General features: G+C 42.9%; 19 protein-coding genes. 5 read left to right on the forward strand and 14 right to left on the reverse strand.

The window, feature by feature from the left end:
• The 10 genes from purD to JWG45_RS04165 form a co-directional block, all read right to left on the reverse strand.
• Positions 1-1281, reverse strand: coding sequence for a phosphoribosylamine--glycine ligase (gene purD, locus JWG45_RS04120; RefSeq protein WP_205278518.1), 1281 nt, complete (start codon positions 1279-1281; stop codon positions 1-3).
• Positions 1271-3919 carry a valine--tRNA ligase gene (locus JWG45_RS04125; RefSeq protein WP_205278555.1) on the reverse strand — a complete coding sequence of 883 codons (2649 nt, stop codon included), beginning with the start codon at positions 3917-3919 and terminating at the stop codon, positions 1271-1273. The genes purD and JWG45_RS04125 overlap by 11 nt, the downstream gene beginning before the upstream one ends.
• A gap of 89 nt (positions 3920-4008) precedes the next feature.
• Complete coding sequence (locus JWG45_RS04130; protein ID WP_232380509.1) at positions 4009-4440, reverse strand: DUF1801 domain-containing protein; 432 nt, start codon at positions 4438-4440, stop codon at positions 4009-4011.
• Between the two features lie 74 nt (positions 4441-4514).
• Entirely contained in the window at positions 4515-5297 is a 783-nt protein-coding gene (locus tag JWG45_RS04135) for a TetR/AcrR family transcriptional regulator (protein WP_205278519.1), read from the reverse strand.
• 426 nt (positions 5298-5723) lie between these two features.
• Positions 5724-6050 (reverse strand): hypothetical protein, encoded by a 327-nt coding sequence (locus tag JWG45_RS04140; protein ID WP_205278520.1) that lies wholly within the window; start codon positions 6048-6050, stop codon positions 5724-5726.
• Positions 6051-6107: 57 nt separating this feature from the next.
• On the reverse strand, positions 6108-7685 hold the full coding sequence (locus JWG45_RS04145) for a cytidylyltransferase domain-containing protein (RefSeq protein WP_205278521.1): 1578 nt from the start codon (positions 7683-7685) through the stop codon (positions 6108-6110).
• Positions 7660-9198, reverse strand: coding sequence for a spiro-SPASM protein (locus JWG45_RS04150; protein ID WP_205278522.1), 1539 nt, complete (start codon positions 9196-9198; stop codon positions 7660-7662). Before JWG45_RS04150 ends, JWG45_RS04145 begins: the two co-directional genes overlap by 26 nt.
• A gap of 49 nt (positions 9199-9247) precedes the next feature.
• Positions 9248-10282, reverse strand: coding sequence for a putative peptidyl-prolyl cis-trans isomerase (locus JWG45_RS04155; RefSeq protein ID WP_205278557.1), 1035 nt, complete (start codon positions 10280-10282; stop codon positions 9248-9250).
• Positions 10283-10365: 83 nt separating this feature from the next.
• Positions 10366-12444, reverse strand: coding sequence for a methyl-accepting chemotaxis protein (locus JWG45_RS04160; RefSeq protein WP_205278523.1), 2079 nt, complete (start codon positions 12442-12444; stop codon positions 10366-10368).
• 573 nt (positions 12445-13017) lie between these two features.
• Positions 13018-14235: an aspartate kinase gene (locus JWG45_RS04165; protein ID WP_205278524.1), complete on the reverse strand. Its 1218-nt coding sequence runs from the start codon at positions 14233-14235 to the stop codon at positions 13018-13020.
• Between the two features lie 179 nt (positions 14236-14414).
• Here JWG45_RS04165 and JWG45_RS04170 point away from each other — a divergent pair, with 179 nt between their 5' ends.
• Positions 14415-16220 carry a sodium:solute symporter family protein gene (locus JWG45_RS04170; RefSeq protein ID WP_205278525.1) on the forward strand — a complete coding sequence of 602 codons (1806 nt, stop codon included), beginning with the start codon at positions 14415-14417 and terminating at the stop codon, positions 16218-16220.
• A 174-nt stretch (positions 16221-16394) separates the two neighbouring features.
• Here JWG45_RS04170 and JWG45_RS04175 read toward each other — a convergent pair whose 3' ends face one another.
• Positions 16395-16883: a DUF4442 domain-containing protein gene (locus JWG45_RS04175; protein ID WP_205278526.1), complete on the reverse strand. Its 489-nt coding sequence runs from the start codon at positions 16881-16883 to the stop codon at positions 16395-16397.
• Positions 16884-17510: 627 nt separating this feature from the next.
• Between JWG45_RS04175 and JWG45_RS04180 the strand changes: the two genes are divergently transcribed.
• The gene (locus JWG45_RS04180; RefSeq protein ID WP_205278527.1) at positions 17511-20312 is read left to right on the forward strand and encodes a TonB-dependent receptor plug domain-containing protein; all 2802 of its coding nucleotides are present in this window, start codon (positions 17511-17513) and stop codon (positions 20310-20312) included.
• Positions 20313-20424: 112 nt separating this feature from the next.
• Here JWG45_RS04180 and JWG45_RS04185 read toward each other — a convergent pair whose 3' ends face one another.
• Complete coding sequence (locus tag JWG45_RS04185; protein WP_205278528.1) at positions 20425-21036, reverse strand: Tll0287-like domain-containing protein; 612 nt, start codon at positions 21034-21036, stop codon at positions 20425-20427.
• A gap of 179 nt (positions 21037-21215) precedes the next feature.
• Here JWG45_RS04185 and JWG45_RS04190 point away from each other — a divergent pair, with 179 nt between their 5' ends.
• On the forward strand, positions 21216-21965 hold the full coding sequence (locus tag JWG45_RS04190; RefSeq protein ID WP_118970549.1) for a YebC/PmpR family DNA-binding transcriptional regulator: 750 nt from the start codon (positions 21216-21218) through the stop codon (positions 21963-21965).
• A gap of 102 nt (positions 21966-22067) precedes the next feature.
• Positions 22068-22562, forward strand: a complete 495-nt coding sequence (locus JWG45_RS04195; RefSeq protein WP_205278529.1) for a crossover junction endodeoxyribonuclease RuvC — start codon at positions 22068-22070, stop codon at positions 22560-22562.
• 546 nt (positions 22563-23108) lie between these two features.
• Here the strand turns inward: JWG45_RS04195 and JWG45_RS04200 are convergent.
• Positions 23109-23594 carry a rhodanese-like domain-containing protein gene (locus JWG45_RS04200; protein ID WP_408611597.1) on the reverse strand — a complete coding sequence of 162 codons (486 nt, stop codon included), beginning with the start codon at positions 23592-23594 and terminating at the stop codon, positions 23109-23111.
• A gap of 335 nt (positions 23595-23929) precedes the next feature.
• On the opposite strand from JWG45_RS04200, the gene JWG45_RS04205 reads away from it, so the two are divergent.
• A complete protein-coding gene (locus JWG45_RS04205; RefSeq protein WP_205278531.1) occupies positions 23930-24796 on the forward strand; it encodes an alpha/beta fold hydrolase in 867 nt (288 codons plus the stop codon).
• 463 nt (positions 24797-25259) lie between these two features.
• On the opposite strand, the gene JWG45_RS04210 is transcribed toward JWG45_RS04205, so the two are convergent.
• Positions 25260-25796 (reverse strand): hypothetical protein, encoded by a 537-nt coding sequence (locus JWG45_RS04210; protein ID WP_205278532.1) that lies wholly within the window; start codon positions 25794-25796, stop codon positions 25260-25262.
• Between the last annotated feature and the right edge of the window lie 17 nt (positions 25797-25813).

Here is a 25813-nt window from a genome sequence, read left to right on the forward strand (position 1 = left end):
TTAAAGGGCTCTGTGTCCGATGTCTGTTCGATAAAACGTTTTGGGAGCCTGGATTTTTTCCAGGAAGGAATAAGCTTGAGATACCGAACTCTTTAGATCGGATCCATAGGCTACTACTCCCAGAATTCTCCCCCCGGATGAAAAAACTTTTCCATCTTTTTTTAAAGTTCCCGCGTGAAAAAGATAAGTGTTTTGACCAGTCGTTTCGGGCAGATTTAAGGAAATATTTTTTTCATAAGAATCCGGATATCCCTGTGCCGCGAGGACTACTACTGTGGCTGCGCCTTTTTTTACCGAGGCTTGGATCCCTTTGATCTTGCTTGTGGAAGCTGTATAAAGAAGTTCTAATAGATCACCGTCTAACATTGCGAGTACACATTGTGTTTCGGGATCTCCGAATCTACAATTGAACTCTACAACTCGAGGTTCTCCATCGGAGGAGATCATTAGTCCCGCATAAAGAAGGCCTCTATAAGGATGTCCTTTTTTACGAAAGATTTCAAACATTCTATCGAAGACTCTTTCTTTCACTTTTTCCAAGATGGAATCGGTTACGACCGGTGCGGGACAATAAGCTCCCATCCCTCCGGTGTTCGGTCCTTCGTCTCCGTCATACGCTCTTTTGTGATCCTGGGCGGCCGGTAGTAAAAAATAAGAATCTCCGTCTGACACCGCAAAGATGGAAGCTTCTTGTCCATCCATAAACTCTTCGATTACGACTTGGTTACCGCTTTCCCCGAATTTTTTATCCTCAAAGATTTCTTTGAGGGCGTTGATCGCCATTTCTTTCGTAGTGGCAACGGTGACTCCCTTCCCGGCGGCCAGTCCGTCCGCTTTGATTACGATCGGAATCGTTTTTGATTCAAGGTATTTTATAGAAGTTGAATATTCGGTAAACGTTGCGTATTCCGCGGTGGGAACGTTCGCTTCCACCATCAGAGATTTTGCGAAATCCTTGGAGCCTTCGACTTGTGCGCAATAAGAATCGGGTCCGAACGTAGGAATTTTGAGTTCGGCCGCCCAGTCCGCAAATCCGGCTACGAGAGGATCTTCCGGTCCGACCACGATGAAATCAAAAGGATTTTGTTTTAAAAAAGCCTGGACCGATTCCTTTGATAAAACGTTAAACGAATTGGAACGTAGAATCTCGTGATCCGGAAATCCGCCGTTTCCCGGAAACACTTTCAATTCGTTTAACAAAGGGGATTTTCTGAGATGAAAGGCGATTGCGCTTTCTCTTCCCCCCGAGCCTATAAGAAGAACTTTCAACTTAGCCTGCAAGGTTTTGAATCCCTTTTTTTAGAACTTCCACCTTATCGATTAAGGTATTCAACTTTTCTCTTTCTTTTTCAACGACGTCGGGTGCTGCTTTGGAAAGAAATCCGGGATTTGCCAGTTTGGTTTCTAGTTTCTCTTTTTCGATCTCGGACTTCTGAAGTTCTTTTTCGAGTCGAGCCTTCTCTTTTTCAACGTCGATCAGACCTTCCAGAGGAAGAACGATTTCACCTTTTGTAAAATGGGAAACCGAATCCGTTTTTTGAACATCGTAAGCCGCTTCGACTTTGATCGATTCCAATCTTGCGAGTTGCAAAAGAGAAACTTCGTTTTCTTGGATCGCGGATTGGGCTAAAGAATCGGCGGATTTTACGATCGCCTTACACTTTTTATCCGGTGTTACGCCGTTCTCAGCGCGCATAACGCGGATTCTGGTTACGATTTCTTGGAGAAGATTGAGTTTCTGTACTCCGAGCGCGTCAGACGAAATCGGATACGCTTTAGGATACGGGGTCGTAGCGAGAAATTGATCCGAAAACACCGAATGAACTTCTTCCGTGAGGAACGGCATAAAAGGATGCAAAAGTCCTAATGCACGAGTGAGAACGTCCACAAGAACTTGTTTTGCTACTTCAGCCGATCGTGGGGAAACTTTTCCGTAGGCTCTTGGTTTTACGAGTTCGATATACCAATCGCAGAAATCTCCCCAAACAAATTCATAAATCGAAGCTGCCATTTCGTAGAAATGAAATTTAGAATGAGCCTTGTCGTATTCTTCCAGACAATGATTGAATCTGGAAAGAATCCACTGATCCATCGGTTCTAGATCTTTTTCGATTTCAGGCGTGATCCCGGTGGGAGTAAACGATTCTTCCAAGTTCATGAGAATAAAACGGGAAGAATTCCAAATTTTATTACAGAACGAACGATAACCGTCTAACCTCGATTCGTCGAAAAGAATGTCTTTCCCTTCAGGAAGGGTTGCCGCTAAGAAAAAACGGAAAGAATCAGTTCCGTATTTTTCCATCATAATGAGTGGATCGATTACGTTTCCGATCGACTTGGAGAATTTTTTTCCGTCCTTATCTCTGACAAGACCGTGTATGAGTACTTTATGAAATGGTGGTGCTTCCATAAATTTCATTCCCATCATTATCATTCTGGAAACCCAGAAAAAGATGATATCAAAACCCGTAACAAGAACAGAAGTAGGGTAGTATCTTTTTAGATCCGCGGTTTGTTCCGGCCATCCCATGGAAGAAAAAGGCCAGAGCTGAGAAGAAAACCAAGTATCAAGTACGTCAGGGTCCGGTTCCACTTCTTTGGATCCGCAAGAAGGACAAGTTGTCACGGGAGTTTCCGATACTTCGATGTGTTTACATGTTTTGCAATGATATGCAGGAATCTTATGACCCCACCAGAGTTGTCTGGAGATACACCAATCTCGAATGTTGTTCATCCATTCGAAAAAAGTTTTTTCCCACATCTTCGGAACGAATTCGACCTTACCCGACTGAACTGCCTGCACCGCTAAATCGGCGAGAGGTCTGATTTTTACAAACCACTGAGTGGAAAGATAAGGTTCGATCACCGCTCCACCTCTGGAGTTATGTCCGACCGCGTGAACGTGATCTTCTATTTTTTCGATGAGTCCCTTTGCTTCCAAGTCGGCTACGACTTTTTTACGAGCTTCAAAACGATCGAGACCTTGATAGACGCCTGCGTTTTCGTTCATCGTTCCGTCTGGGTTCATGATAAGAAGCGGCTTGAGTCCGAGTCTTTGTCCGGCTTCAAAGTCGTTCGCGTCGTGAGCGGGCGTGATCTTGACTAGTCCGGATCCGAATTCTTTATCCACGAATGAATCAAAGAGAAGAGGGATTTGTCTGTTTGTTAGAGGCAATTCTAAGATTACATCTTTCAAAGACGAATAACGTGCGTCTTCGGGATTCGCGCAGACTGCGACGTCGCCGAGCATAGTTTCCGGTCTCGTAGTCGCTACTACAACATATTGATCCTTTTTTCCGTGGATAGGATATTTGATATGATAGAGTTTTCCTTTTGTCTCTCTGAATTCCACTTCGAGATCGGAGATCGCAGTTTGAGAGGCGGGGCACCAGTTGATGATTCTTTCTCCGCGATAGATCAGGCCCTCGTCGAAAAGTGATTTAAAAACTTTGAATACTGCTTTGGAAAGACCTTCGTCGAAAGTGAATCTTTCTCTGGACCAATCAACGGATTCTCCCAAGAGCCTTTGTTGACGAGTGATCATTCCACCGGAATGTTCTTTCCAATCCCAGACTTTGTTTTCGAATTCTTCTCTAGTGAAGTCGGTGCGTTTTTTTCCTTCTTTTGCGAGTTCTCTTTCGACGACCATCTGAGTCGCGATTCCCGCGTGATCCATTCCCGGAAGCCAAAGGGTCGATTTACCTTTTTTACGTTCGATGCGGATAAGAATATCTTGGATCGTATGATTGAGTGCGTGACCGATATGCAGAGATCCCGTGACGTTCGGTGGAGGAATTACTATAGAGAAGGACTCTTTAGAGTTCGGATTCGGTACAAAGGACTTCTTCTCTTCCCAGAGTGAAATCCATTTACTCTCGACTTCTTTCGGTTCGTAACGATCGCCTATCTGTTTTTTCATGGCCGTAAAAAACAGATTTTCCTGGATTTTCCCGGGGTCAAGAGGATTCAAACTGATCCACCTTTTAGGCGGGAAAAATTGATTCGGCCTTACTTTTTACGATAAGCTGATTTTGTCTCAAAGAGCTTTTTAGAAATAGATTTTCTACGGGACTCGGCCTTTTCGTTTGGAATTCTCAACTTCGTTTTGGGTTTGAGGGCGGATCGTATGGAAGACTGAATTGCTCTGAGAGGAAAGACGTCCTTGTCTCTGACATTGAGACAAGTTTTTCCGAAGAGCAACTTTGGAAATTTTTTCTTGAGTTCTTTTAAGGAATCCGGACGACAGAGATAGATCGAAATATGATTCTTTTGGGAAGCGAAAGAGATCCAGTTCTCGTCGACTTGATACGTGGGGATTCTAAATTTCATAGATTCTTGGATATCCGGAAACGTATCAATGAGCCAAGTGCGAAGAGAAAGAAGTCTTTCCTTTCGGATCAGGGATTGGGATTCGATATAATGATGGATTTCCGAAGACATAATAAATGTCGGAATCGGAATAAAAGAAAAAAGATGCATATTCGTTTTAGGCTTTGTAAGAATCAAAATGAAAATTACTCGGCCTTTCCTCCTTTCAGAATCGGAAACTGGAGAGGTTTTTGTTTCGCATGATTTTGGGTTTGATTTTGTTTTTCGAATTCTTGCGAGAACTTCCGCAAATTTTCGGCGGAAGAAATGATTTCCTCCTTGGGAAACGGAAACGCCGAAGGATTTTTAATTCCGAGAATCATAGAAAAGAGATCGTGGGAATTCCGTCCGTTTTCATAGATTAAATCCGGGGAGATATCCTTGAATCCCAACATATAGAGCGCGAACTTCTCGTTCTGGACGTTTTCGATGGAAAGAATCGATTCGGCCAAGAATTCCGCGGGCATTGTGTTGGAAAAAGATCCGTCCCTTTGACCTTCTTTGATGAGTTCGGTAAGGAAGAGGATATCTCTTTTGATCATTTCTTTTTCGAGTTTTGCTTTGAGAGAAAGATTTTCGGGAAGATAAATCGCTTTTAGAAAAAAGAACACCATCTCCGGATTTTTGTTCACCCAGTCAAAGTGAAGTTCGTGTATAATTTTAAGTTTGTCTAATGTGTTTTTCGGGTGTTTGGATTCCACTTCCGAAAGAAGCCCTAAAGTAATTTCATCGGAAAGAGTGGTCGTCAATTCCACAAGGAGCTCTTCCTTGGAATTGAAATGGTGATAAAAAGTGCCTTTGGCGATTCCGAGTTCGTCGATGATATCGTTGACCGACGTAGAATCGTATCCCTTAGAAAAGAAGAATTTTCGAGCACATTGTAGGATGTCCTCTTTTCGCGCCTTTCCCTTTTGTTTGTTTAGATTCACTTTTCCCATAAAACCGACCGACCGTCGGTCAATTTTTTGAACATTTCGGTCTTTTGGTCAATCAGAAATCGCAAGAAACGCGGGAACTCCCTCGATTTTCCGGTTTTTTCGGAGCGATCTTCCGGCCTGAAAGCGGAAAAACCGCAGATTTTCCCTTTCAATTCGCCTTTGTTGATCAAAGGATCTTTTCCGTTGTTTTGGAAAGCCTACTTCAAAGAAGGAATTCTTGGGTCCGAGTGAAGTCGATCAAGGGTTTTTGGGGGAGATCCTACATTTGAGCTTTTTACTTGCGGAACGTAGAATTTTAGAAAAGAGGCAGTTCACCTGGAGTTCCACAACCCAACCGGAGCATCGTAAACCTTAGCCAAAAGTCGAGATGAACTGCAAAGAGAATCCGTTTTGCAAAAATAGGTTTTTTAGGAGTTCCTACACGGGGATTTCTACTTGCAAGATTAGAATTTTGTGATAGAGGAGAATTTCCGAAATTTTTCCACCACCCGCCCCACCACCCAAGATCAGGGTGGGGCCCGCGACTTTCACAGAGGACTGTCGGAGTTCCGACTGTTTTTCGTCCGATTGAGTCGGCTTGTAGATAAAGATATATCTTGAAAGGGCGGGCGATTTTACCGAAAAAGCCGTTGGAACTCCGACCTGTGCCGTGCACTCGGCGAAACTCGCTTTGCAAGTTGGAACCGTGAGGAATTTCAAAAAAACAGACAACACAACAAGACGGAGATATTTAAGGGAGTTCAAAGAAAGATCAGAGAGAATGAATGTTCCGAACCCGCGCCAAACAAATCCAAGTTCGATTTAAGCATTTAAGAATTTTTTGATTTCGCTTAACAAAATAGAATATCCGTTTCCGGAAACATTCCTCATACTTTTTTTCAAGTCCAAATTTTTTCCGAAATCGGGAGAACCGAGTTCTCCCGCAAAAGGAATTCCGTATTCTTCTTTGCTCAGGATCGAAAGCGCGGAATGGACGGGGCTAATGGAAAAACTCGCGATCTTTTTATCAAAGAATGCGGCTTCAAATAAGGATTGTCCAAAATAGCCGATAAAACCGCCGGATTCTGCCAAAAGGTTTTGAAATTGAAACGTAGGAATTCTGGATAAGAATTCGATCGTATTCCGATCCGAACTTTTACCTCCGATTCTCACAACCTTTGAAAAACCTTCCTTGGATCTTATCGTTTCCAAATAGGAATCTAAAGAAGACACAAATTTTTGCTCCAGATTTCCCGCATAACAAAGCAAATACGAACCGTCCTTTCCGACCAAAGAGTTCAATCTCGGCGAGATCAGGATTCGATCAAGAGAAAAATCCCCTTTGAGGTTCGGATGGGGAAGAATCTCGAAATGACCGTATTTTTTTCTCTCGGGACCGAAATGATCCAAAAGAAAAATTTTAGTTTTAGAATATTCTAAAATTGGAATATCTCTTGAATCGACGATGACAAGGTCAAATTTTCCTTCTTTCGGGAGCTCTTTTATCCATGTCATCCGGAATCCATCAGCTGAAAGAAGAGAGAACAAAATTCTGGAACGTTCAAAGTGGCCGCTCCCGAACAAAGCGGGATCTCCCGCTAAAAGACCGATCTTTTTTTGGGAAGAATTTTGTCCTTTCGGAGTTTCAAAGCGGATTTGCTCCACTTCTCGATTGCCTTCGAAAATCCGAGGAGAATCCTGAAACAAACGGATGACTTCCCTGGCGCCGAAAAAGGGATTTTGATCGTTTAAGTTTTTAAAAACTTCGGAGGTCGTTTCGAAATCTTTGGGTTCGTCGATCGTAAGCCTGAGATTCGGAAGAATCTTTTGTTCTTCTTCGTTTAACAAAGGTGCGAGTTTTAGGATTCGAAAACGATCCGGATTTTCCTTGATATGAAGACTTACGTGTTCTCTGTGCCTTTCTTCCAAAACGTTCGGGGCCCAGGCAAGAGCTTCTTTCGTAAAAATTTCACCTCCCATTCCCAACGGAAGATTCACAACGTGAGCCAGATCCGGTTTCGAATACTCAAACGTTTGTAAAAGCTGATCCAGGTGAAGAGTATCATAAAAAGGATTGTCTCCTGTCAAACGAAGGATCGATTCCGCTTGAACCGTCTTTGCCGAGTTTAGATAACGTTCTCTTACATCCGAAAGACTTCCTTCTATAAAGTTGTATTTTCTTGCCTTCAGAAATGTTCGAAGTTTGTTGTCGTTTTCCGGGATCAGATAAAAGATTTGTTCTTCCGGAAGGAGCGTTCGAATTCGATCTTGAATTCTATCAAGAAGAGTTTTTCCCGAGCCGAACGGAAATTCTTTTAATACCTTACCCGGGAGTCTGGTAGAATCGGTTCTGGCTTGGATAAACGCGAAAATTTTAGGCGTTGAAGGTATACCATTCATCGCAGGTTAAACAAGGAGCGCCCGTCGTTTCGTGTTTTCCGTTTAGAGAGTTGTTAAACGAAGGAAGTCCTCTTTGCCAAATGTCTATTAGATTTTCATTGTGAAGATTTCCGAATTCCTTTCCGGGAGTTTGTCTGCAAATCGAAACGATTCCGTTCGAGTTAACAAAAAGATCCCGGTTGAGATGCCAACAAAATTCTCTCTGAATCGGAGTCAGATCCGTGACTCTTTTTTCGGGCATTAAACCCGCGAATCGATTGTATTTTTGAAGAATGACTCCGTAACCTTGTCTTTCGGTTTCGTCGACCCAGGCTTCCACTTCGTCCTCGACTTCTTGTATCTTTAAGAATTGAAGATGGATCCGATTTTTAGGAAATACTCTTTCCAGCTTTTCCAAGTTGGAAAGAATTTTCTCAAGTTCTTTTCTGCCGTAAAGGTTCTTATATCTTTCCGGATTGCGAGTTGTCAGATTTACGATCCAAGTGATCTTTTCTTTTTCATCGTCTGAAAGTTTATCCAAGAATTCTAAGATCGGATCCAAATCGGAATAGAGCGCGGTTTCGATCATCAATTCCTGCAAAAGAGTAAACGAGATCGTTTTTTTTACAAGCTCGGCGAAATGAGGATGCAGAAGCGGTTCTCCCATTCCTCCAAAACAAACGCTGTATTCATTGGAAAAAGAAGTCTCTTGTTGTTTGAGAAGATTCTCCAAAAAATCGGACGTAAGAAAATCGCCGTCGTGATCGTTTGCACTAAATTGTCTCGGACAAAAAGTACAACCGAGTTCACAACCTCTGTAGACTTCGAGTTCTAAGTAAGAAGGGCCGGTTCTGAAAACTTCGGGCTGACTTTTGATCCAAGGAAGAATTTCCGAATACGACCAATTTTCCTTTGTTTTGAGAAAACCCCTGACTAAGTTTAAGGATCTTCTGTTCTTTAAAGAGAAATCCAAACGATATTGCCTCAGATCCGGAGCTTGATAAAAAATTTCCACGTCGTAGTGATTGATGTTTTTGAGAAGATATTCCTGAGCGGTGGTTTTGATCGTTTCAGGAAGTCCGTTTGTGAATTCCCTTGATAAAATCGCGGGGACGATTCCGGCGGGAAGGTTTTCGCTGTAAGAATATTGAGAAAGATAACGGTCGTGTCTTTCGTACAATTCTTCGCTCAGATTCTCGTCCAAACAAGGGAAAAGACCCGAAAAATAAAAAAAAGATGCGTCGTCCCAGTCGGGATCTTCCGTTCTGGAACCCGGTAGATTTTCGGCTATTTTTTTTAAAAAAACAACTTCGGTTTCAGATTCTAAAATTTGAATATTCAGAGAATTGTATGTATTTTTGTTTTCTTTGAATGGCCAAGAGTTGAAAAAAACACGCGACGACGGGAGGATTTTGGAAAGTTTTAAGAGGGAAAGCCGAAGTAAGTTTTCTCTTTCGTCCGTGGATAAGGACCGAAGAAGAGAAATCGTTTCGACGTTTAAAAATACGGCGGAATGAGAAATCGGAAATTTCATGTCTCGTTTTGAATATCGGCTCTGCTTTCGAATTTCGAAATACTCAAAATCAATCTACGTGAAAAGTCTCTTCTTTGAGAGTGATTTTGTTTTCTTTTCTATAGTTTTCATCGAAGATTTGGATCGGGATTTCGGCTCTGGATTCTTTCAGCCATTTGTGAAAGGTATCCTCCTCTTTGTCTCTATAGAGAATGTTTTGGATCCCCCCCCGAAGATTTTCCATCGGAGTCGCCCTTTTCCCTTCGATTTTTAAAATACAATATCGTTTTCTTTCGTCTCGAAACACGTCGGAAAGTCCTCCGTTCGGAAGCGGTGCGGCGATCGTCGCCGTGATCTTACTGTATTTGTAAAGGTCGAAGGAAGAAATCCATTCCACCATTCCTCTTCTGGATCGAAGCGTCGGATCGTTTCTGGGAGAACCGGCGATCAATGCAAAAGAAGAAGGATCTGCGAGAATGGATTTTCTGATCTCGGAAACTTCTTTAAAAAGTTTGTTTTCTTCTTGGACGGAATCGTTTTCGGGAGCGATGGCGATGATTCTATAACGAATTTCGAATCCTACCTTATCCTTGTTTTGATTATACCAAGTTCTGATTTCCTGTTCGTTCGGAGGAGGAACTGCGATCTTTAACTGAAGAAGTTGTCCCTTTTTGATTTGATACGGAAGTTCGGTAACCCAAAGTTCGAAGGGCATATTCGAAGAGGCTTCCATCGCTTTTTCGAATTGTTTCCGGCTTGTGATTCCCATCACTTCCATTCTTTTTTCGATTTCAGCTTCCACTCTTTGTTCGTTGACTTGAACGGATTCTTCCTCCGCAACTACGTCGACGATGGCGCGATCAATAAGAAAGTCTATGATTCTAGTTCGAAGGGATTTTCGGAAGTCTTCGTGTTTTAAATGTTTTTGGAGGCGGTTGTATTTTTCTCCGGCGTCATCCAAATCCAATTCGGAAATGGAAACGGTGCCGACCGTTGCGATGACTCGGTTGAGAGATTCCGCGGTTTGAACCGGAGTTTGAAAGAACAAGGAAACAAACATTCCTGCGGCGAGAAAGGATCTGGCGTATGTTTGTTTTGTCTTCATCCACGATTCTCCAAAGGTAAGAATACCTTTGATCTGTAAGATCTTCAGTTCTTTCCCTTGGTTCAACCGTTTTTCTAAGGCTTTTAGTTTGTTCTAAACTTTCCTATGAGCTGTCCTAATTGTTCTGCTTGTCCGTACATTTCTCCCGAAAACGAAGTGAGATCGTCCGCGCCGACCGCGATTTCCTGGGTTCCGTCCGAAATACTCACGATCGTCTTTGTGATTTCATCGGTGGCTCTTTTTTGTTCTAGAACCGCTTCCTCGATTTGAATGCTGAAGGTCATAAGTTCGTTCGCACTCTGGGAAATTTCTTTCGTATTCTCTTCCTGATTTTTTACGGACGAAAGGACGTTCTTTGCGTAACGATCGAATTCTTCCACTTGTTCCCTGAGTTTGCGGAGAATGGTTGAGGCTTCGGAAACTTTTGAATTTCCGTTGAATACGGCGGTGTTCGTAGAATTTACCAAGGCCCCGATTTCTTGTACGCTCGTGGAAGTTTGAGAGGCGAGTTTTCCGATTTCTTCGGCGACGACCGCAAATCCTTTACCGGCTTCTCCCGCTCTAGCTGCTTCGATGGCCGCGTTGAGTGCGAGGAGATTTGTTTTTTCCGAGATCTCGGTGATGATGGAAAGAATTTCCGTAATCCGGGAGGCGCTTTCGCCTATCGCGCCCATCGCACTGGTGGAAGCGATCATTGCGTTTTCTCCCGTGATTCCCTGTTCTTTCGATTGAGCCGCGAGTTGGACGAGTCCTTGCATTTCGTTGTTGATGTTCGTAATTTGTTCTTTGAGACGATCCACGTTCCCGTCGATTTCTTTCATACTGGATACCGCCTTTTCCATCGACTTCCCGACGTTTTGCGCCGAAGCAGCCAATTCTTCGACCGCCGCCGAGGATTCTTCCGCCGCGGAAGCTTGTGTCTGCGCCACATCGGAAAAACTTCTGGAAGAATCCGCCATCTTCTGGGAAGTATTTTTGAGTTTAGAAGCGGAGGCTCCGATCTCACGGACTACTTGGAGAAGATTTTCCCGCATCTGATTCATGGAGTCGAGTAAGGTTCCGATTTCGTCTTCTTTGTCGTGTTCCTGTTCCGCTACAAGATTTCCCTTTGCAATTTCTTCTGAAAAACCGATGGCTTTTAGAAGTCCGGAAGTAATCAATTTTTGGAATATGAAATTCAGGCTGAGAAGTACCACGATCAAAATCACAAGAGTGGAGATAAAACCTCGAATCAAAATGCCCGCGATATCGTCTCGATAGATAGAATCCGGAATGCTGACCTGCATCACCCAAAATCTTTTTTCTTTTCCGATATGAAACGGAAAGAAATAATGACTGTGGCCGTTGGAGCTGGAATTGAATTTTTTTCCTTCCTGACTTTTGACAAGATAAGAATCGAGTTCCTCCTTTTCAGGAATGGACTTTCCCACTAAACTTTTATCCAAACCGTTGACCGCATAGATTCCTTTGGGAGAGAGGAGAGTAACGTAGCCTTGATTTCGAAAGGGCCTTGTATCGCCGATGAGAGTCTGCAATTCTTCTAATTGATAATCTAAACCCGCGGCTCCGTAATAATTTCCATCAGTGCTGATCGGAACTACCAAGGAAATCATAAGAATGTTGATCTTTCCTTCGACTTCGTAATAATACGGATCGGTGACCAGGGGAGAATTCGTTTTTTTGGGAATCTGATACCAATCTCCGTCCGGACCGGGGTTGTCGTAATTTTTCGCGGCTTCTAAAACAATCTCCTCTTTTGTTTTTCCTCTGTGAAGATAAGGAATGAATCTTCCGGTCGTGTCGTGTCCTTCCGTATTTTTAAATTGAGAATCTCTTCCATCAAATCCATTCGGTTCATAGGCGACCCAGGCGCCGTAGTAGTTTTCATTTCGTTTTAATATTTCTTTGAGAGATACGATGACTTGATTTCTCGTCGGGGTTGCATACATGAGAGGAAAACGAAAGCCTCGGATGAGTGCCATCGTCGTGTCTAGATGATCCTTCACTTCGAAAGTCCAACGTTCCGCAGTCACATTGGAACTGTTGATGACTTCGCTTTTGAGATTCTGATAGGCGGTATAAGAATTTGTTCCGGCCAAAACCGTAAAACCGACAAAAAGAACGATGGAAAGATAAAGAGAAATGCGAAAACGAATGCTCATAGGAAGTCTCCGGAATCGATACTCAAGAAATGGGAAAGGGTAATTAAAAGAGGATCGCACGAAAAGCTCGAGCAAAATATTGCCAAATTATAAAAAATTCCTCATTGGAAGGGAGAAGGTTGTTTTACCATCTATGTCACATCGAAAAAGAACTTTTTTTCCGAACGGTGAAAAGTGAAGTCTTTCTCTTCGATTTTGAGTTTGCTAGAATGATCGGGGCTGGTCGGAGCTTCGTCGGAGGCGGGTCTTTTATACAATGGATTCTCGAATGCAGGAGAGAATGGAGTTCCCACAAAGATTGGGTTTGCAAAGGGAAGCAGGAGGGCATTTGTCTTTAAGAAAAGGTGTTCTTTTTGAAATTCTTCTTTTCCTAAGAATGAGGCCTTTCTCGGAAAGAAGGAGATCCTACTTTTCTAAATTTTACAAACAAACTTAAAACGTGAAAAGAAAGACTGGAAACCGAAAACGTTTACATCGTAAGAAGAGTGTAGGGTCGAATTCGCTGACCAAAGGTGGAAAATCAGATTCTTCCCGGATTCTTAAAAATCCGGGAATTCGATAGGGGATCGGAACTTAGTTGGAAAGACCGAAGACGTCGTGAATCTTATTGATCGCGATCTTTGCCTGGTCTTCCGGAATTACACAGGAAATTTTGATTTCGGAAGTGGAAATCATTTCGATGTTGATTCCATTGTCCGCGAGCGCCTTAAACATTCCAGCGGCAACTCCGACGTGAGATTTCATTCCGACTCCGACCGCGGAAACGATCGCGATACTTTCGTTGATCTCCGGTTCTTGCGCACCTTGCGTTTTCGAAAAGGATTGAAGAATCGGCTTCGCGTCCAAAACGTCCTTTTTCGGAATCGTAAAGGAGATCGTATTGATTCCGTTATGCGGAGAGGACTGAACGATCATATCGACTAGAATATGTTTCGTGCTCAATTCTCCAAAAAGTCCAGCCGCTAAACCGGGCATGTCCGGAACTCCGGCAATCGTGATTCTTGCTTGATCGCTTTTCGCGGTGACTCCGCTGACTTTTAATTTTTCCATAATTTTATCCTCGCTCACCACAAGTGTTCCCGGGTTGTCATTGAAGCTGGAACGGACGTGGATTACAACGTCGTAATTCATTCCCAATTCAACGCTTCTGGAATGAAGAACACCCGCGCCTAAACTTGCAAGTTCGAGCATCTCTTCGTAAGTGATCTGTTTATGCTTTTTTGCGTTAGGAACCACTCTCGGATCGGCGGTGTAAACTCCGTCCACATCGGTATAAATTTCACATTCTTTTGCACCAAGCACCGCGGCTATGGCGACTGCGGAAGTATCGGATCCGCCTCTTCCTAAAGTCGTTATATTCTCATCCGCGTCGATTCCTTGAAATCCAGCGATGATGACAACCTTTCCTTCTTCGAAAGCCGCATCGATACGAGAACGATCGATCATCTTGATCTTCGCGTTTGAAAAATTTCCGTCCGTAAGAAGTTTGATCTGAGAACCCGTAAAGGAAGTTGCGGGAACTCCAATCTCCCAGAGGGCCATGGCGAGAAGGGCCGTTGAAATTTGTTCTCCCGTAGAAAGGAGCATGTCCATCTCGCGTTTCGGAGGATTCTTGGAAATTTTACCCGCGAGTTCGACGAGCTCGTCCGTGGTATGTCCCATTGCGGAAACAACGACCGCGACTTGTTGACCCTTGTCATGATAGGATTTGATTCTTCTTGCAACGTTCTGGATTCTTTCCGGGGTTCCCACGGAAGTTCCGCCGTATTTCTGAACGATGATATTTGCCATAACCTGAGGGTCATATTTTTCTTTTAAGGCAAGGGATCAAGAGAATTCGATTTTGATTCTCCGATTTTGGAAAGAGGGTTTCGTTCTCAGGGAAAGACTCAAAACTGACGAAAGTTTTATCAACACCGGGGAAGAACGAAGTTTGAAATATTTCCCATTTTACGTTCAAAGAAGAAAACATGTTTAGTATCCTTGATTGGTCCATTCTTTCGATTTATCTCCTTTTTGCATTCGGCGCGGGGGTTCTTCTTTCGCCCAAGGCCGGTAAAAGTCTGGTTTCTTATTTCGTAGCCGACCGAAAACTTCCCTGGTGGTGGCTCGGGACATCGATGGTTGCCACAACTTTCGCCGCCGATACTCCTCTCGTGATCACCGGTTTTGTCGCGGCGGATGGAATCTCAGCGAATTGGTTTTGGTGGAGCTGGGCGATCGGTTATATGGCAATGACCGTTTTTTTTGCGGGAAAATGGAGAAGAATGGAAGTCCTCACCGACGTCGAGTTTGTCGAACTTCGTTACGGCGGAAAACCCGCGATGATCTTAAGAATGGTCAAAGCGTTCTATTTGAGTATATTAGTAAATTCGATTGTACTCGGATGGGTTTTTAAGGCGATGTCCAAAATCACGGGACCGTTTTTGGATTGGAATGAACTTCTCGGTCCTGAAAATTTTTCTACGATTCAAAGTTTATGGCCTTCGTTTTTAGTATTCGATTCTTTGAATAATACGATTACGGTTTTGATTCTTTTTCTTGTAGTCGTGATCTACAGTAGTATGGGCGGAATCCAAGGTGTGATTCTTACGGACCTCGTGCAATTTGCTCTGGGAATGGGAGGAGCGATTCTATTTGCGGTCTACGCGGTTTTGAGTCAGGGAGGAATTTCCGGTCTTCTTTTGAAGATGGAGGAAGTGTATCCCGATAAACACGAATCTATTTTGAGTTTTTGGCCGGATTTTCAGGACGCGTCTTTGCCGTTTACGGTTTTTCTAATATTCATAGGTGTTCAGTGGTGGGCTCAATATTATTCGGACGGTTCCGGATATTTGGCGCAAAGAATTCATACCGCGAAGAATCCGGAAGAAGCCGAAAAGGGATCTCTCTGGTTTAACATCGCAAACTTTATCATTCGAACCTGGCCTTGGGTTTTGACCGCGCTCGTAACGTTAGTCGTCTTTCCTCTTCACGATCCTACTCGTTACTTTGCGGAAGGACAAATCGTTGGAAGCGATCGAGAGATGGGTTATCCCGTTTTGATGAAGCTCATTTTACCCACTGGGGTTTTGGGGATCGTCTTCGCGAGTTTGATGGCCGCTTTTATGTCGACTGCGGACACACATATCAACTGGGGAGCGAGTTATCTCGTAAACGATTTCTATCTTCGTTTTATTCATCCTTCTGCGAGTGATAAGACATTGGTGAGAGTGAGCCGGATTGCGGTAGTTCTCATGTCCATCATCGCGATCTTAGTCGCAACTCAGATTCAATCCATCGCAAGCGCTTGGAAATTTTTGCTCGCCTTTGCTTCGGGAATGGGATTGCCTCAGATTTTAAGATGGGTTTGGTGGAGGGCGAATGCGTGGACGGAACTTTCCGGAATGATCACGGCTTTGATTTTATCTATGATTCTTTATCCGACTTTTCCGGAAGTAAGGTCCGAATATCTTCTTTTCTGGGTGGCGATGGGTTCGGTCGTCGTATCGATCGTCGTAACATTGCTCACGCCTCCGGTTCCCAAGGAAACGTTAGACGCCTTTATAGAAAGAGTGAATCCTTTCGGATTTTGGCAGGGAAAAGAGAGCGAGGTAAGACTGAAAGAATTTAAGAGCCGAATTTATCTATGGATCTTGGGAACATCGGCCCTCTTTTTCGGAATGTTTTCTCTTGGATACTTTCTTCTTTTACAACCTTGGCAGGGTTTGATTTCTCTGATCGGATTTGTTTCTTTGGGAAGTTTGTATTGGAGAAAAGGATTTAGTAAGAATTAAGAATCGAAACTGTGGGGAGTTCCCACATTGCTTTTAGTGGAAAACTTTGAAACTGCGGGAGTTCCCACATTGCTTTTAGTGGAAAACTTTGAAACTGCGGGGAGTTCCCACAAATAAGTTTTTCGAAACATTTCACTCAAAGCCGAATTTGAAGATCGATCAAAAGTGGGGCTCTCACGCCGATCTTCTTTTTAGGAGGTCCGATTTTTTACGGACATAAATCGTCTTTTCCACCTTAGCGACCACGTCCCCATTTTTCTCTTGGATCATGATATTGAGATTGAAAAAAGTTTTTTTCTTTTGTTCGCATTCTCCCGTAATTTTATTTAAAACTTCCGGAAGAATTTTGAAATCGGCAAAAACATCCTGAGAAGTTGCCTTCACGTATTCGATCGAGCCGTTGATATCCCAGAGAATATAATTATCCCCCAAATTTTCTTTGAGCATGAGGAGGGGGATCGGATCGACAAACGCATAAAGAGCGCCTCCGAAGTGAGTTCCCATCAAACCTCTGGTCTTGCGATTAAACGGGAGTTTTACCCTCATCTCTCTGAGATCGTCCGAAAATTGAAGAATTCTTCCTCCACATCTCCAGTAGATCGGATATTTTAAAAACATTTTCCATTGGAAGAATTGGGTTTTCCAGGAAGAATTATTTTTCATCTTAGTTACCATAATTAGTTTTACATAAAACTAATTATGGTTTGATGTCAAACAAATAATTAAATCAAAATCTGATGGGAACAAAAAGGATCGCTTTGGCGGGATGCTTCTTTTTTGAAAAATATTCTCTGTCAATCTCGAAACAAGGCCGGCATTTGTTACGACAAACTTTCCCTTGTAGAATTAAGATTTGATTGCGGACTCCCTCTCCCTGGTTCGCAAATGGAAATGAAGTTTTCATTTTTCTTCCATCCGACTCGGGGCTCTTCTCAAAAAAATCAAAACGTAGGAACTCCAATAAAATGAGAACTACGATAGATTTCTGAGAAAGTTTAGAACCGCTCTCGAAAAGAGATTCGTAGGAACTCCCTCTTTCTTCTTCCGAGTCAACCTGATTCTCTTATGTGCGCTCCTCTAAAATTTTGGATAGAAGGTTCTTAGGAGCGGGAGCTTAATTCCATTTTTGTTCCGCCTTTTTTGGTGAACGAAGTGGTTGGGTTGGGCTTTTCGTTCTTCAAGTTTCCTTGAACATTCCGAACTTATAAATCCCCAGGAATTGGTTTTTTACGGAGAATAATGGATTGAAAAACAAGTCCCCATTTGTTTTTTGAAGTTTCCGGTAAAGAAATGAAAATCAATACAAGTGAAACATTCAATCGATTCTTTTCTTTTTTAAAGACGTTCTTTTCGTCTCAACATTTTCAAAATGAGATTCATTTTCGCGGTGTTTTTGTTTTTGTTTCTTTTTTGGGATTTTCCTCAACCCCTCTTTTTGCCGAAAAACCATTACAGGTGGAAGTCGTGATCACGGAAGAATCCGGAAACAACGCAGTGGCGAACACCCCCGTCGTATTTCAAGAAATCGGAAAGTATCTGATAACGAACGGAGAAGGAATCGTAAAAGCTTCCTTCCCCGGACCCGGAACTTACAATCTAAGAATTATGACCGCGGAGCGAGTATTCAAAAAGAGCATAACTGTCGAATACGACGGCCAGAAAAAATTTCTTTTTATCCGTAAACCGGTCGCCGGAGAAATCAACGTCGTCGGGGACAAGGATCTGGAATCTCTCTCTCGATATTCGCTTCAACAGGAAGAGATTCGAAGATTGCCGGGAGCGCAAAACGACGCTCTCAAAGCGATTCAAACTCTTCCGGGGATCGTGGCAGTCCCTCCGATCGGACTTTCCTCTTCTTCGTTTAACAATCTTGTTAATAGCGTAGGAAATTCGAATCCGTATTCCAACAGTGAAAGGGGATTTCTTGTTATGCGAGGGGGAGGCGCCCTTGCTAACGGTTATTATCTCGACGGATTTCCGATGTCTTATCCGTATCACCTCGGAGATCAGTCTTCCGTATTAAATAATAATATTATAAAGTCTTTTAATATTTATTCCGGCGCTTTTCCGGTTCAGTTCGGTTTCGCCACGGGCGGTATCATCGATATACGGACGCCGGACGCGGTCGCAAAAACATTCTCCATCGTAAACTTAAATACGTTTCTTTCGGACGTCTATCACCAGAATAAGATCGCCGAGAATCTTTTCGCGATCGTTTCCGCTCGAAAATCCTATCCGAACGTCGCCCTTTTGAAACTCTATCCTGACGGAATTCCTCCAGACGCGAAATACGCGGACTACGAAGATTATCAGGCGAAGTTTAATTGGAAACCCGGAAACAATCATACGTTTAACGTTCTTCTTTTTGGAGCCAAAGATAAACAGAAATATACGAAGGCGCAAGACGACTTTGAAAATAGTAAAAAGGAACTTCTCGGACTTTCCACAATTCAGAACGCCGCTTCTGGTCGTCCGCCGATCGGTTTGGAAAGATTGTTCCGAACTTCAGGATTTCGTTATTCTTACAACAATAAGTCTTGGTTTGAGACTTCTATTTCCATTTCCAATAATTACTTTCGAGAAAACTTCGAAGTAGATTTTAAGAATCCGCTCACCGCAGAACAGATTTTCGGGCTTTCCAACGTAACGACTCAAAATCTAAACTTCGTGGAAAACAACACTCGGATCACGCTCCTGGAAAGGTATCTAACGTTTCGTTTCGGAGGGCAACTTCGTGAAAAGACGATTCAACTTCAGGGTGAAGACATCAAGTCGTCTAACGCGACTTTTTTGGATTTTTTCAACAGTCTTTTGGATTCCAACCGTCAGTTCAGGGCTCTCATAGAAGGAGATCAGATTCATACGAGAGAGATTGCCGGTTTTGCGGAATTGGAATTTAAGATCGGAGGATTCAGCGTTCTTCCCGGATATCGTCATGACTATTATGATAAGGTTCACGAAAAGAAAGACGCATTCCGAGGAAGGGCGGAATACGAAATTCTTAAAACCGGAACTAAATTTTTGGCGGGAACCGGGGAACACTACAACGCGCCGCTTCAGATCGAACAATTCTCCTCTCGCTCCGGAAATCCGAATCTAAAGATGGAACATTCGATTCATTCTTCCGTCGGAATCGAACAAAGAGTTACTTCCGATTATTTGATCAAGGTGGAAGGTTTTCACAATCAATACTCCAATCTTGTAACGCCGGATGCTTACATCCAGGATCCGTATCAACCTAACAACGAAAAACGAGACATCGTCAATCGTCCTGACGATGTGAATAAAAATCCTTTGATCGTAAGAAATATGAATTATTCGAACGCGAGGGACGGATTCTCCAGAGGTGTGGAAATTTTTCTAAAGGCGAACCAGGGTTCGCATAGAAGATTTTTCGGTTGGATTTCTTATACCAATTCCATTTCCAAAAGGAACAACCATCAGCCGCAGCTTACGGAGGACGAGGAAAATGATCGCGCCAGAAACAATAGAAACCGGAAGCTCCAATATCAACTTCATGAAGGCGGAAACTATCTCAATTACTACGACGACGGAAATTTTGAACTTCTCGTGGATAACGATAAACTTCTCCTCTACGATTACGATAGAACACATATTTTGAATATAGTCTTCGCTTGGAAAATCGGTCAAGATTGGCAGATCGGAAGCAAATATACTTATCTTACCAACGTCCCGATCACCCCGATCGTAGGATCCGATAAGGCCGCTGGAATCGCCTCCACGGGAATTAATCTCTACAATCCTAAATACTCGGACTATTACAATTCGGGAAGATGGCCCGACTTTCATCAACTCGACATTCGGATCGATCGTTTTATGAACTATCAGTGGGGATACGTGAACACCTATTTAGAGTTCATCAATTTTTTTGGAAATCGAAATCAGATCAGCGAGTCTTTTAACAATTTCGGTCCGTATTCAAGGAGTTCTTCCACAAATCCTTTGACGGGAATTACTACTCCGAGCAATCCGTCTCCGATCTATAACTCGAATTATATAGAATCTACCGCGTTCGGAGGTAAAGTGAAATACTATCCTCTGATCAGCATCGGTATACAGATCAAATTTTAAATTCTGAAAACTAAAAAATTGCGTTTGGAAGGATGAAATTTCCGGATCCGTAGAAATTTTCACATTTCAGAATATTCTAAAAATAGAATATAGATAAAACTTCGGAAAACGATCACCAAGTCGCGGAAAAGGCGCCTCTAAGATCCCCGAGTTTGTATCCGGTAGCATGGTCATTCGGATAGAGTTCGGCGATTCTTTTTGCAACCGCCGGGCTGATATCTTTCGGGCCTCCGTGACATTTAAGACAGGTCGGATTTTCCAAGACGATCGGTTTGAGGATTCTAACTTGATTGCTCTCGTTGAGGATTACGGTGTAAGGAGCCATTCCAGTTTTGCTAGCCTCGGCCCATTCGTTAAAAATGCGAGCTTCCCATTCTTCCGGTTTGTGATCCGGGTTTCTAGGTTTTTCGGAAACTCTCCGAATTCTCATCGCAGGAAATTCTTCCCTTAGATCTTTTTCTTTCTGAGGAGAGATCGTTCTGCAAACTTCGAGAGCGCCTAAAACTCCCTGTTTTTGAATCGCAGTCTGCAGATTTTTTTGGAGGTCGACCTGAAAGTTCCCGATGAGATTGAGGAGAATTTCCTTTTGCTCTTGGTTTTGGCTTCGATCACAGACAATAAAAAATTGCACAAAGAGAAAGAACGCCAGAGCTCTCGCGAGGAGATTTTTTCCGAAAAGAAATGGAAGAAGATTCTTTTTAGAATCCGTTGAAAATGAGTCCATTTGTCTATTCAAGCAGGGGAATGGAGAAAGAAAAGAATTTTACGATCTTCTTTCCGAACGAATTCATTTCTGAAAAGGATGGACAGAATGTCTTTTTTTTGATTTCTGGAAAGTATCATCCTGAATCAACTTCGTTTGATTCCAGTCATCAAAAAGCAAATCTTAGGGGATAGGAAAGCATGTCCGGACATTCGAAATGGGCGACGATCAAACGTAAGAAAGACGCGATCGATTCAAAACGTGGAGCCATATTTACTAGAGTAGGAAAAGAAATCACAGTCGCGGCAAGAATGGGCGGAGGAGATCCGGAGGGGAATCCAAGACTCAGACTCGCGGTCTTGAAGGCCAAGTCAGTGAACATGCCCAAAGACAATATAGAAAGGGCGATCAAAAAAGGGACGGGAGACTTAGAAGGCGTTACCTACGAGGAATGTCTCTATGAGTGTTTCGGTCCGGGTGGGATTGCGATTATGGTTTCCGCCGTCACCGATAAGAAGTCGAGAACCACTCCCGAAGTGAAAAGTATTCTCACAAAACTCGGAGGGTCTCTTGCGACTTCCGGTTCCGTGAGCAGGCTCTTTGAAAAAAAGGGAGTGATCGTTTTAGAATCTTCTCAGATTAGCGAAGACGAGCTTGTGGATCTTGCCGTAGGAGCTGGCGCGGAAGACGTGGTCAACGAAGGAGAAGTTTTTCGGGTAATCACGGCTCCCGACGATTATGAAGCCGTTATGCACGCTTTGAACGAAAAGGGACTTAAATCGGAAGAATCAGAAATCCGTTATATAGCGCTGGTCAGTTCCGAGATCGCCGACAAAGAAACGGCGGAAAAAGTGATGAAACTGATCGATCAATTGGACGGCCACGACGACGTTACTTCGGTGACGTCCAACTTCGAACTCGCGCCTTCTCTCGAAAAAGAATTTGAATGATTCTTTGTTGAATTCCAAAATTCTTCTCTTTCTTACTTTTGAAGGAAGAGAAGAATCGAACTCCCTTCTCAAAAAAACGATCTTTTTTTCGGAAAACATACAGTGAGAATCATCGGAATCGATCCCGGTTCGCATAGAGCCGGTTATGCGGTATTGGAAAAAGTTTCCTCTCAGATTCGAATTCTAACTTATGGAACCGTCGAAGTTCCTTCGGGAACTCCGAGTCCGGAAAATCTTCTTCTTTTAAAAAAAGGACTCGACGAAGTTTTGGAGAAGTTTAATCCCACGATCGCTTCGGTCGAAGAAATGTTTTTCGCAAAAAATAAGAAGACGGCGTCCCGAGTTTTTGAGTCCAGAGGAGTTCTTCTAATCACATTAGCGGAAAAGAATATTCAAATTTTAGAACCAACCGTTTCCCAGATCAAAAAAGGAACTACCGGAAGCGGAACCGCGGACAAAAAACAGATTCGCCACGCGCTCAAACTCCTCCTGAACATAGATCTTTTAAAAGGACACGACGATTCTTGGGACGCGGTCGCCGCCGCTTACGTCGGACTTTCCATGAGTTCGAGCCCGTTGTTTCGAATTTCAAAATAGAAAAGTGGCGTTCGTTTTTTTCTATTTTTCGTATATCCGTGCATAAATTTATCGTTTAGAATCGGGAGTTTAGGAGATTTTTTCTTCTTAATCGGTCTCAGAATCAAGAATCACTCCTACTCAAAGAGCTAAAAAAGGTTTTCTCCTTTTTTCACAGGAGTGATGGTCATTTTGAAGAATGCCGATTTAGATCCTTATCTTTCAGAAAGAGGGACCTCGACGAAAACGTTTCGAGAATGGGTTTTGTCGGAGTTCCTACAAATTTTCGAATTGAAAAATCTCATTGTCAGATGAACGTTTTTGTGATAGAGGAAAGTCTGCGGATTTTTCCCGCCACCCACCCCACCACCCGAAAATCGGGCGGGGCGCGCGACATTCACAGAAAGATTGTCGGAGTTCCGACAAAGGCACTCTGAACTGAAAGCAAATTATGATTTAAGGACTTCTGCGGAGCCGGGTCAAACTTCGAAAGACGAATCCAAGAAGTCGGCTCAAAAAAACACCGGAGCAAAAAACGGAAATGAAACTTTCCTTCACGTCCCTCTCCTATTGAACTTCGGATCCTTCGAACGGGAGTTTCGTCTTTTCAACGTCCAACAATGGACCGAGTTCGTAGATATTCTTGTAACCGTAAACTTTTAGAGAAACAAAGGTGGAAAGATTCAAGGAAGCGGCCGGGCTTTTTGCGGCGAATGCTTGCGGACTACCTTCAAAGTTATTATTGCAGTAGATCAAAATTTTCGTTTCGAAACTGGGAACGATTTCCGCAAGGGATTCTTTCGTAAACTCGGTAAAGGGTAGATTGATGGCGCCTTTGATATGTCTGAGTTTGAATCTGGATTCGCTCCTCGCATCCAAAAGAATCACGTCCTTTTCGGAAATCATAGTTAGGAATTCTTCTTCCGTGAGTCGTTTTGTCTCCCTTTCTTGTGCGGAAGAGTTTACGGTTTTCTGAAATTGATCGTAATCGATCAGGCGATTGGAGATCGAATTCCGAGGTTTTAATGTAGTTTTTCCTTTGCCGATGATCATACTGCTACAACAAATCATTAAAATAAGAATCACGAAATTTTTCATAAAAAGTTCCTGGAAACCCTTTAAACTTTTAAATTCAAGAAATTCTCTGTCAATTCCGTTTTGGTAAATCGAAAAGAATCAAAATGAACGGAGGCCTCCGTTTTTGAATGACAAGAATCAAATCCGATCTTAGAAATTAAAATTCTATTGTGTTTGATTGTAAAAATAATTTTGATTCAATCGAAAAGGACGGATAAAAAATTGAGGAATCCATTCTTTCCTTTCGAAAAGTAGTTTTAAAGAAAACGAGCTCCAAAAATGTAATTTGAAAAGACAAAACACATAACGTTATGAAAAAAAATTCACTTCAAGGCTTTGTAAAATCAAAAGAATGGAATCTACGATACATCGTGGAAGGGAAGGGGCCCGATGTATTCGTGATCGGAAGCGCTCTTTACTACGATCGAACGTTTTCCAAAGAAATTCGAAAAAATTGTCGCATGATCTTTGTCGATCACAGAGGTTATGCCGGTGGAAGTACCTCCGCAAAAAAGGAGGACTTTTCTTTAGATATCATCTTGGAAGACATGGAACTCGTCCGAAAGGAGCTCGGTCTAGATCGAATCGTCTTAGTCGGCCATTCCGGACATGGTTATATGGCGCTCGAATATGCTAAAAGATATCCGGAGAATGTGAGCCATCTGGTGTTGATGTGTCTGACTCCCGATTTATCGAAAAAAAGTCATGAACTCATAGCGTCTCATTTTCAAGAGAATGCGTCCGAAGATCGAAAGAAATATTTAGAGGAAAGAATGTCCAGATTGCCGGAAGCAATCGCGAGCGATCCGAAGAATGCATTCAAGTTATTTAATATATTTTCCGCAGCCAAGAGCTGGTACGATTTCAAATATGATTCGAGTCAACTTTGGGAAGGTATGGAAATCAATACGTCAATGTTCGATCATGTTTGGGGAGAAGTTTTCCGGGACATCGACATTAAACCCGGTATAGAGAAGATCAAAATGCCCGTTTATCTTGCGCTCGGAAGATACGATTATCTGATGCCTCCTGCATATCTCTGGGATCCGATTCTTCCTCTTTTCGAAGATCTGAAGATTCAATTTTTTGAAAAGAGCGGTCACACTCCTCAGTTTGAAGAGCCGGAAGCCTTTGATCGTGAAATTTTATCTTGGTTAAAAGAAAAGAAGGCCTTTTGAGTTTCGAGAAAACTTCGGATGAGGAAGAGGTCCGATTCTACAAAGCGGATTTGACGCGGACAATCTTTCGCATTCGAAGTTTTGCTGAGTTAAAATTTTGCCTATAGGAAAAATCGAAATTCGGAGGGCCTTACTCCGAGGCATAAACTTACACACAAGTTGAGAGGTGGATACAATGAGAATCGTCCTAAGAAAAGGTATTTTGTAGGAATTCCTACATGAGAATTTTTTCTTGCGAAAAGTTTGATTTTATGATAGAGGAAAGTTTCTGGAATTTTCCGCCACCCACCCCACCACCCGAAATTTGGGTGGGGCGCGCGAGTTTCACGGTGGGGCGTCGTAGTTCCGACGGATTTTCGTCCGACTCAGACAACTTGTGGGTAAGGTTTATGCCCGGACGGTTGTTGAAATCTTTTTGATCGGAATGAAAGTTCGAAAAAAGATAGAATCCAGTTTGTTCCATTTACGGACGAAGATTCGCAGAAAACCAATCCTTTTGGGAAGAATCTATTCTTTGTTCGAGAGGAACTTTTTTTTCGAATTTCTCCTGGGCGCGCCGAATCGAAGCGCTGATCATTGGATGAGAAATCGCATCGTTATTGACGCGAAATTTTTTCATTACTTCTGCGATGTTTTCTCCACCGAGGGTTCGAAACAGCTCTTCGTCTAACGATGAAAAAACGGTAGCTTCCTTGAGTTGAAGTTTTAAAAATAAAGCCTGTTCCGTCTTTCGAAGCGGATAGTGTTCGCAGAAAATCAGAGATCGTTCTTGAAGATCAACGAACGAAATTTCATTCGCATACGCTATGTTTGGTGAGTTTTTCTCTAAACCAAGGGCGGATCGAAATTCTTCCAAAGATTCTACAAACCAAAAAAGAAAGAGATGGTTTTGATTCCTGCGAAGGACGCGGCGACATCTGTCCAGTTTCGCTTCTCGCGAGATCCAGATCTGGTCTTTTACGGGGACCGAAGGTTCTTTGGATTTAAAAAGATTGAACATCTTAGTACGAAAGTTGA

This window comes from Leptospira ainlahdjerensis (genome assembly GCF_016919175.1).
Taxonomy (GTDB): Bacteria; Spirochaetota; Leptospiria; order Leptospirales; family Leptospiraceae; genus Leptospira; species Leptospira ainlahdjerensis.

What these genes read in the sequence shown, in the direction of transcription:
- JWG45_RS04125 (WP_205278555.1), bottom strand. Translation starts at nt 3,919, where the DNA reads ATGAAAAAACAGATAGGCGATCGTTACGAACCGAAAGAAGTCGAGAGT.
- JWG45_RS04130 (WP_232380509.1), bottom strand. Translation starts at nt 4,440, where the DNA reads ATGTCTTCGGAAATCCATCATTATATCGAATCCCAATCCCTGATCCGA.
- JWG45_RS04145 (WP_205278521.1), bottom strand. Translation starts at nt 7,685, where the DNA reads ATGAATGGTATACCTTCAACGCCTAAAATTTTCGCGTTTATCCAAGCC.
- JWG45_RS04150 (WP_205278522.1), bottom strand. Translation starts at nt 9,198, where the DNA reads ATGAAATTTCCGATTTCTCATTCCGCCGTATTTTTAAACGTCGAAACG.
- JWG45_RS04155 (WP_205278557.1), bottom strand. Translation starts at nt 10,282, where the DNA reads ATGAAGACAAAACAAACATACGCCAGATCCTTTCTCGCCGCAGGAATG.
- JWG45_RS04160 (WP_205278523.1), bottom strand. Translation starts at nt 12,444, where the DNA reads ATGAGCATTCGTTTTCGCATTTCTCTTTATCTTTCCATCGTTCTTTTT.
- JWG45_RS04165 (WP_205278524.1), bottom strand. Translation starts at nt 14,235, where the DNA reads ATGGCAAATATCATCGTTCAGAAATACGGCGGAACTTCCGTGGGAACC.
- JWG45_RS04170 (WP_205278525.1), top strand. Translation starts at nt 14,415, where the DNA reads ATGTTTAGTATCCTTGATTGGTCCATTCTTTCGATTTATCTCCTTTTT.
- JWG45_RS04175 (WP_205278526.1), bottom strand. Translation starts at nt 16,883, where the DNA reads ATGAAAAATAATTCTTCCTGGAAAACCCAATTCTTCCAATGGAAAATG.
- JWG45_RS04180 (WP_205278527.1), top strand. Translation starts at nt 17,511, where the DNA reads ATGAAAATCAATACAAGTGAAACATTCAATCGATTCTTTTCTTTTTTA.
- JWG45_RS04185 (WP_205278528.1), bottom strand. Translation starts at nt 21,036, where the DNA reads ATGGACTCATTTTCAACGGATTCTAAAAAGAATCTTCTTCCATTTCTT.
- JWG45_RS04190 (WP_118970549.1), top strand. Translation starts at nt 21,216, where the DNA reads ATGTCCGGACATTCGAAATGGGCGACGATCAAACGTAAGAAAGACGCG.
- JWG45_RS04200 (WP_408611597.1), bottom strand. Translation starts at nt 23,594, where the DNA reads ATGATCATCGGCAAAGGAAAAACTACATTAAAACCTCGGAATTCGATC.
- JWG45_RS04205 (WP_205278531.1), top strand. Translation starts at nt 23,930, where the DNA reads ATGAAAAAAAATTCACTTCAAGGCTTTGTAAAATCAAAAGAATGGAAT.
- JWG45_RS04210 (WP_205278532.1), bottom strand. Translation starts at nt 25,796, where the DNA reads ATGTTCAATCTTTTTAAATCCAAAGAACCTTCGGTCCCCGTAAAAGAC.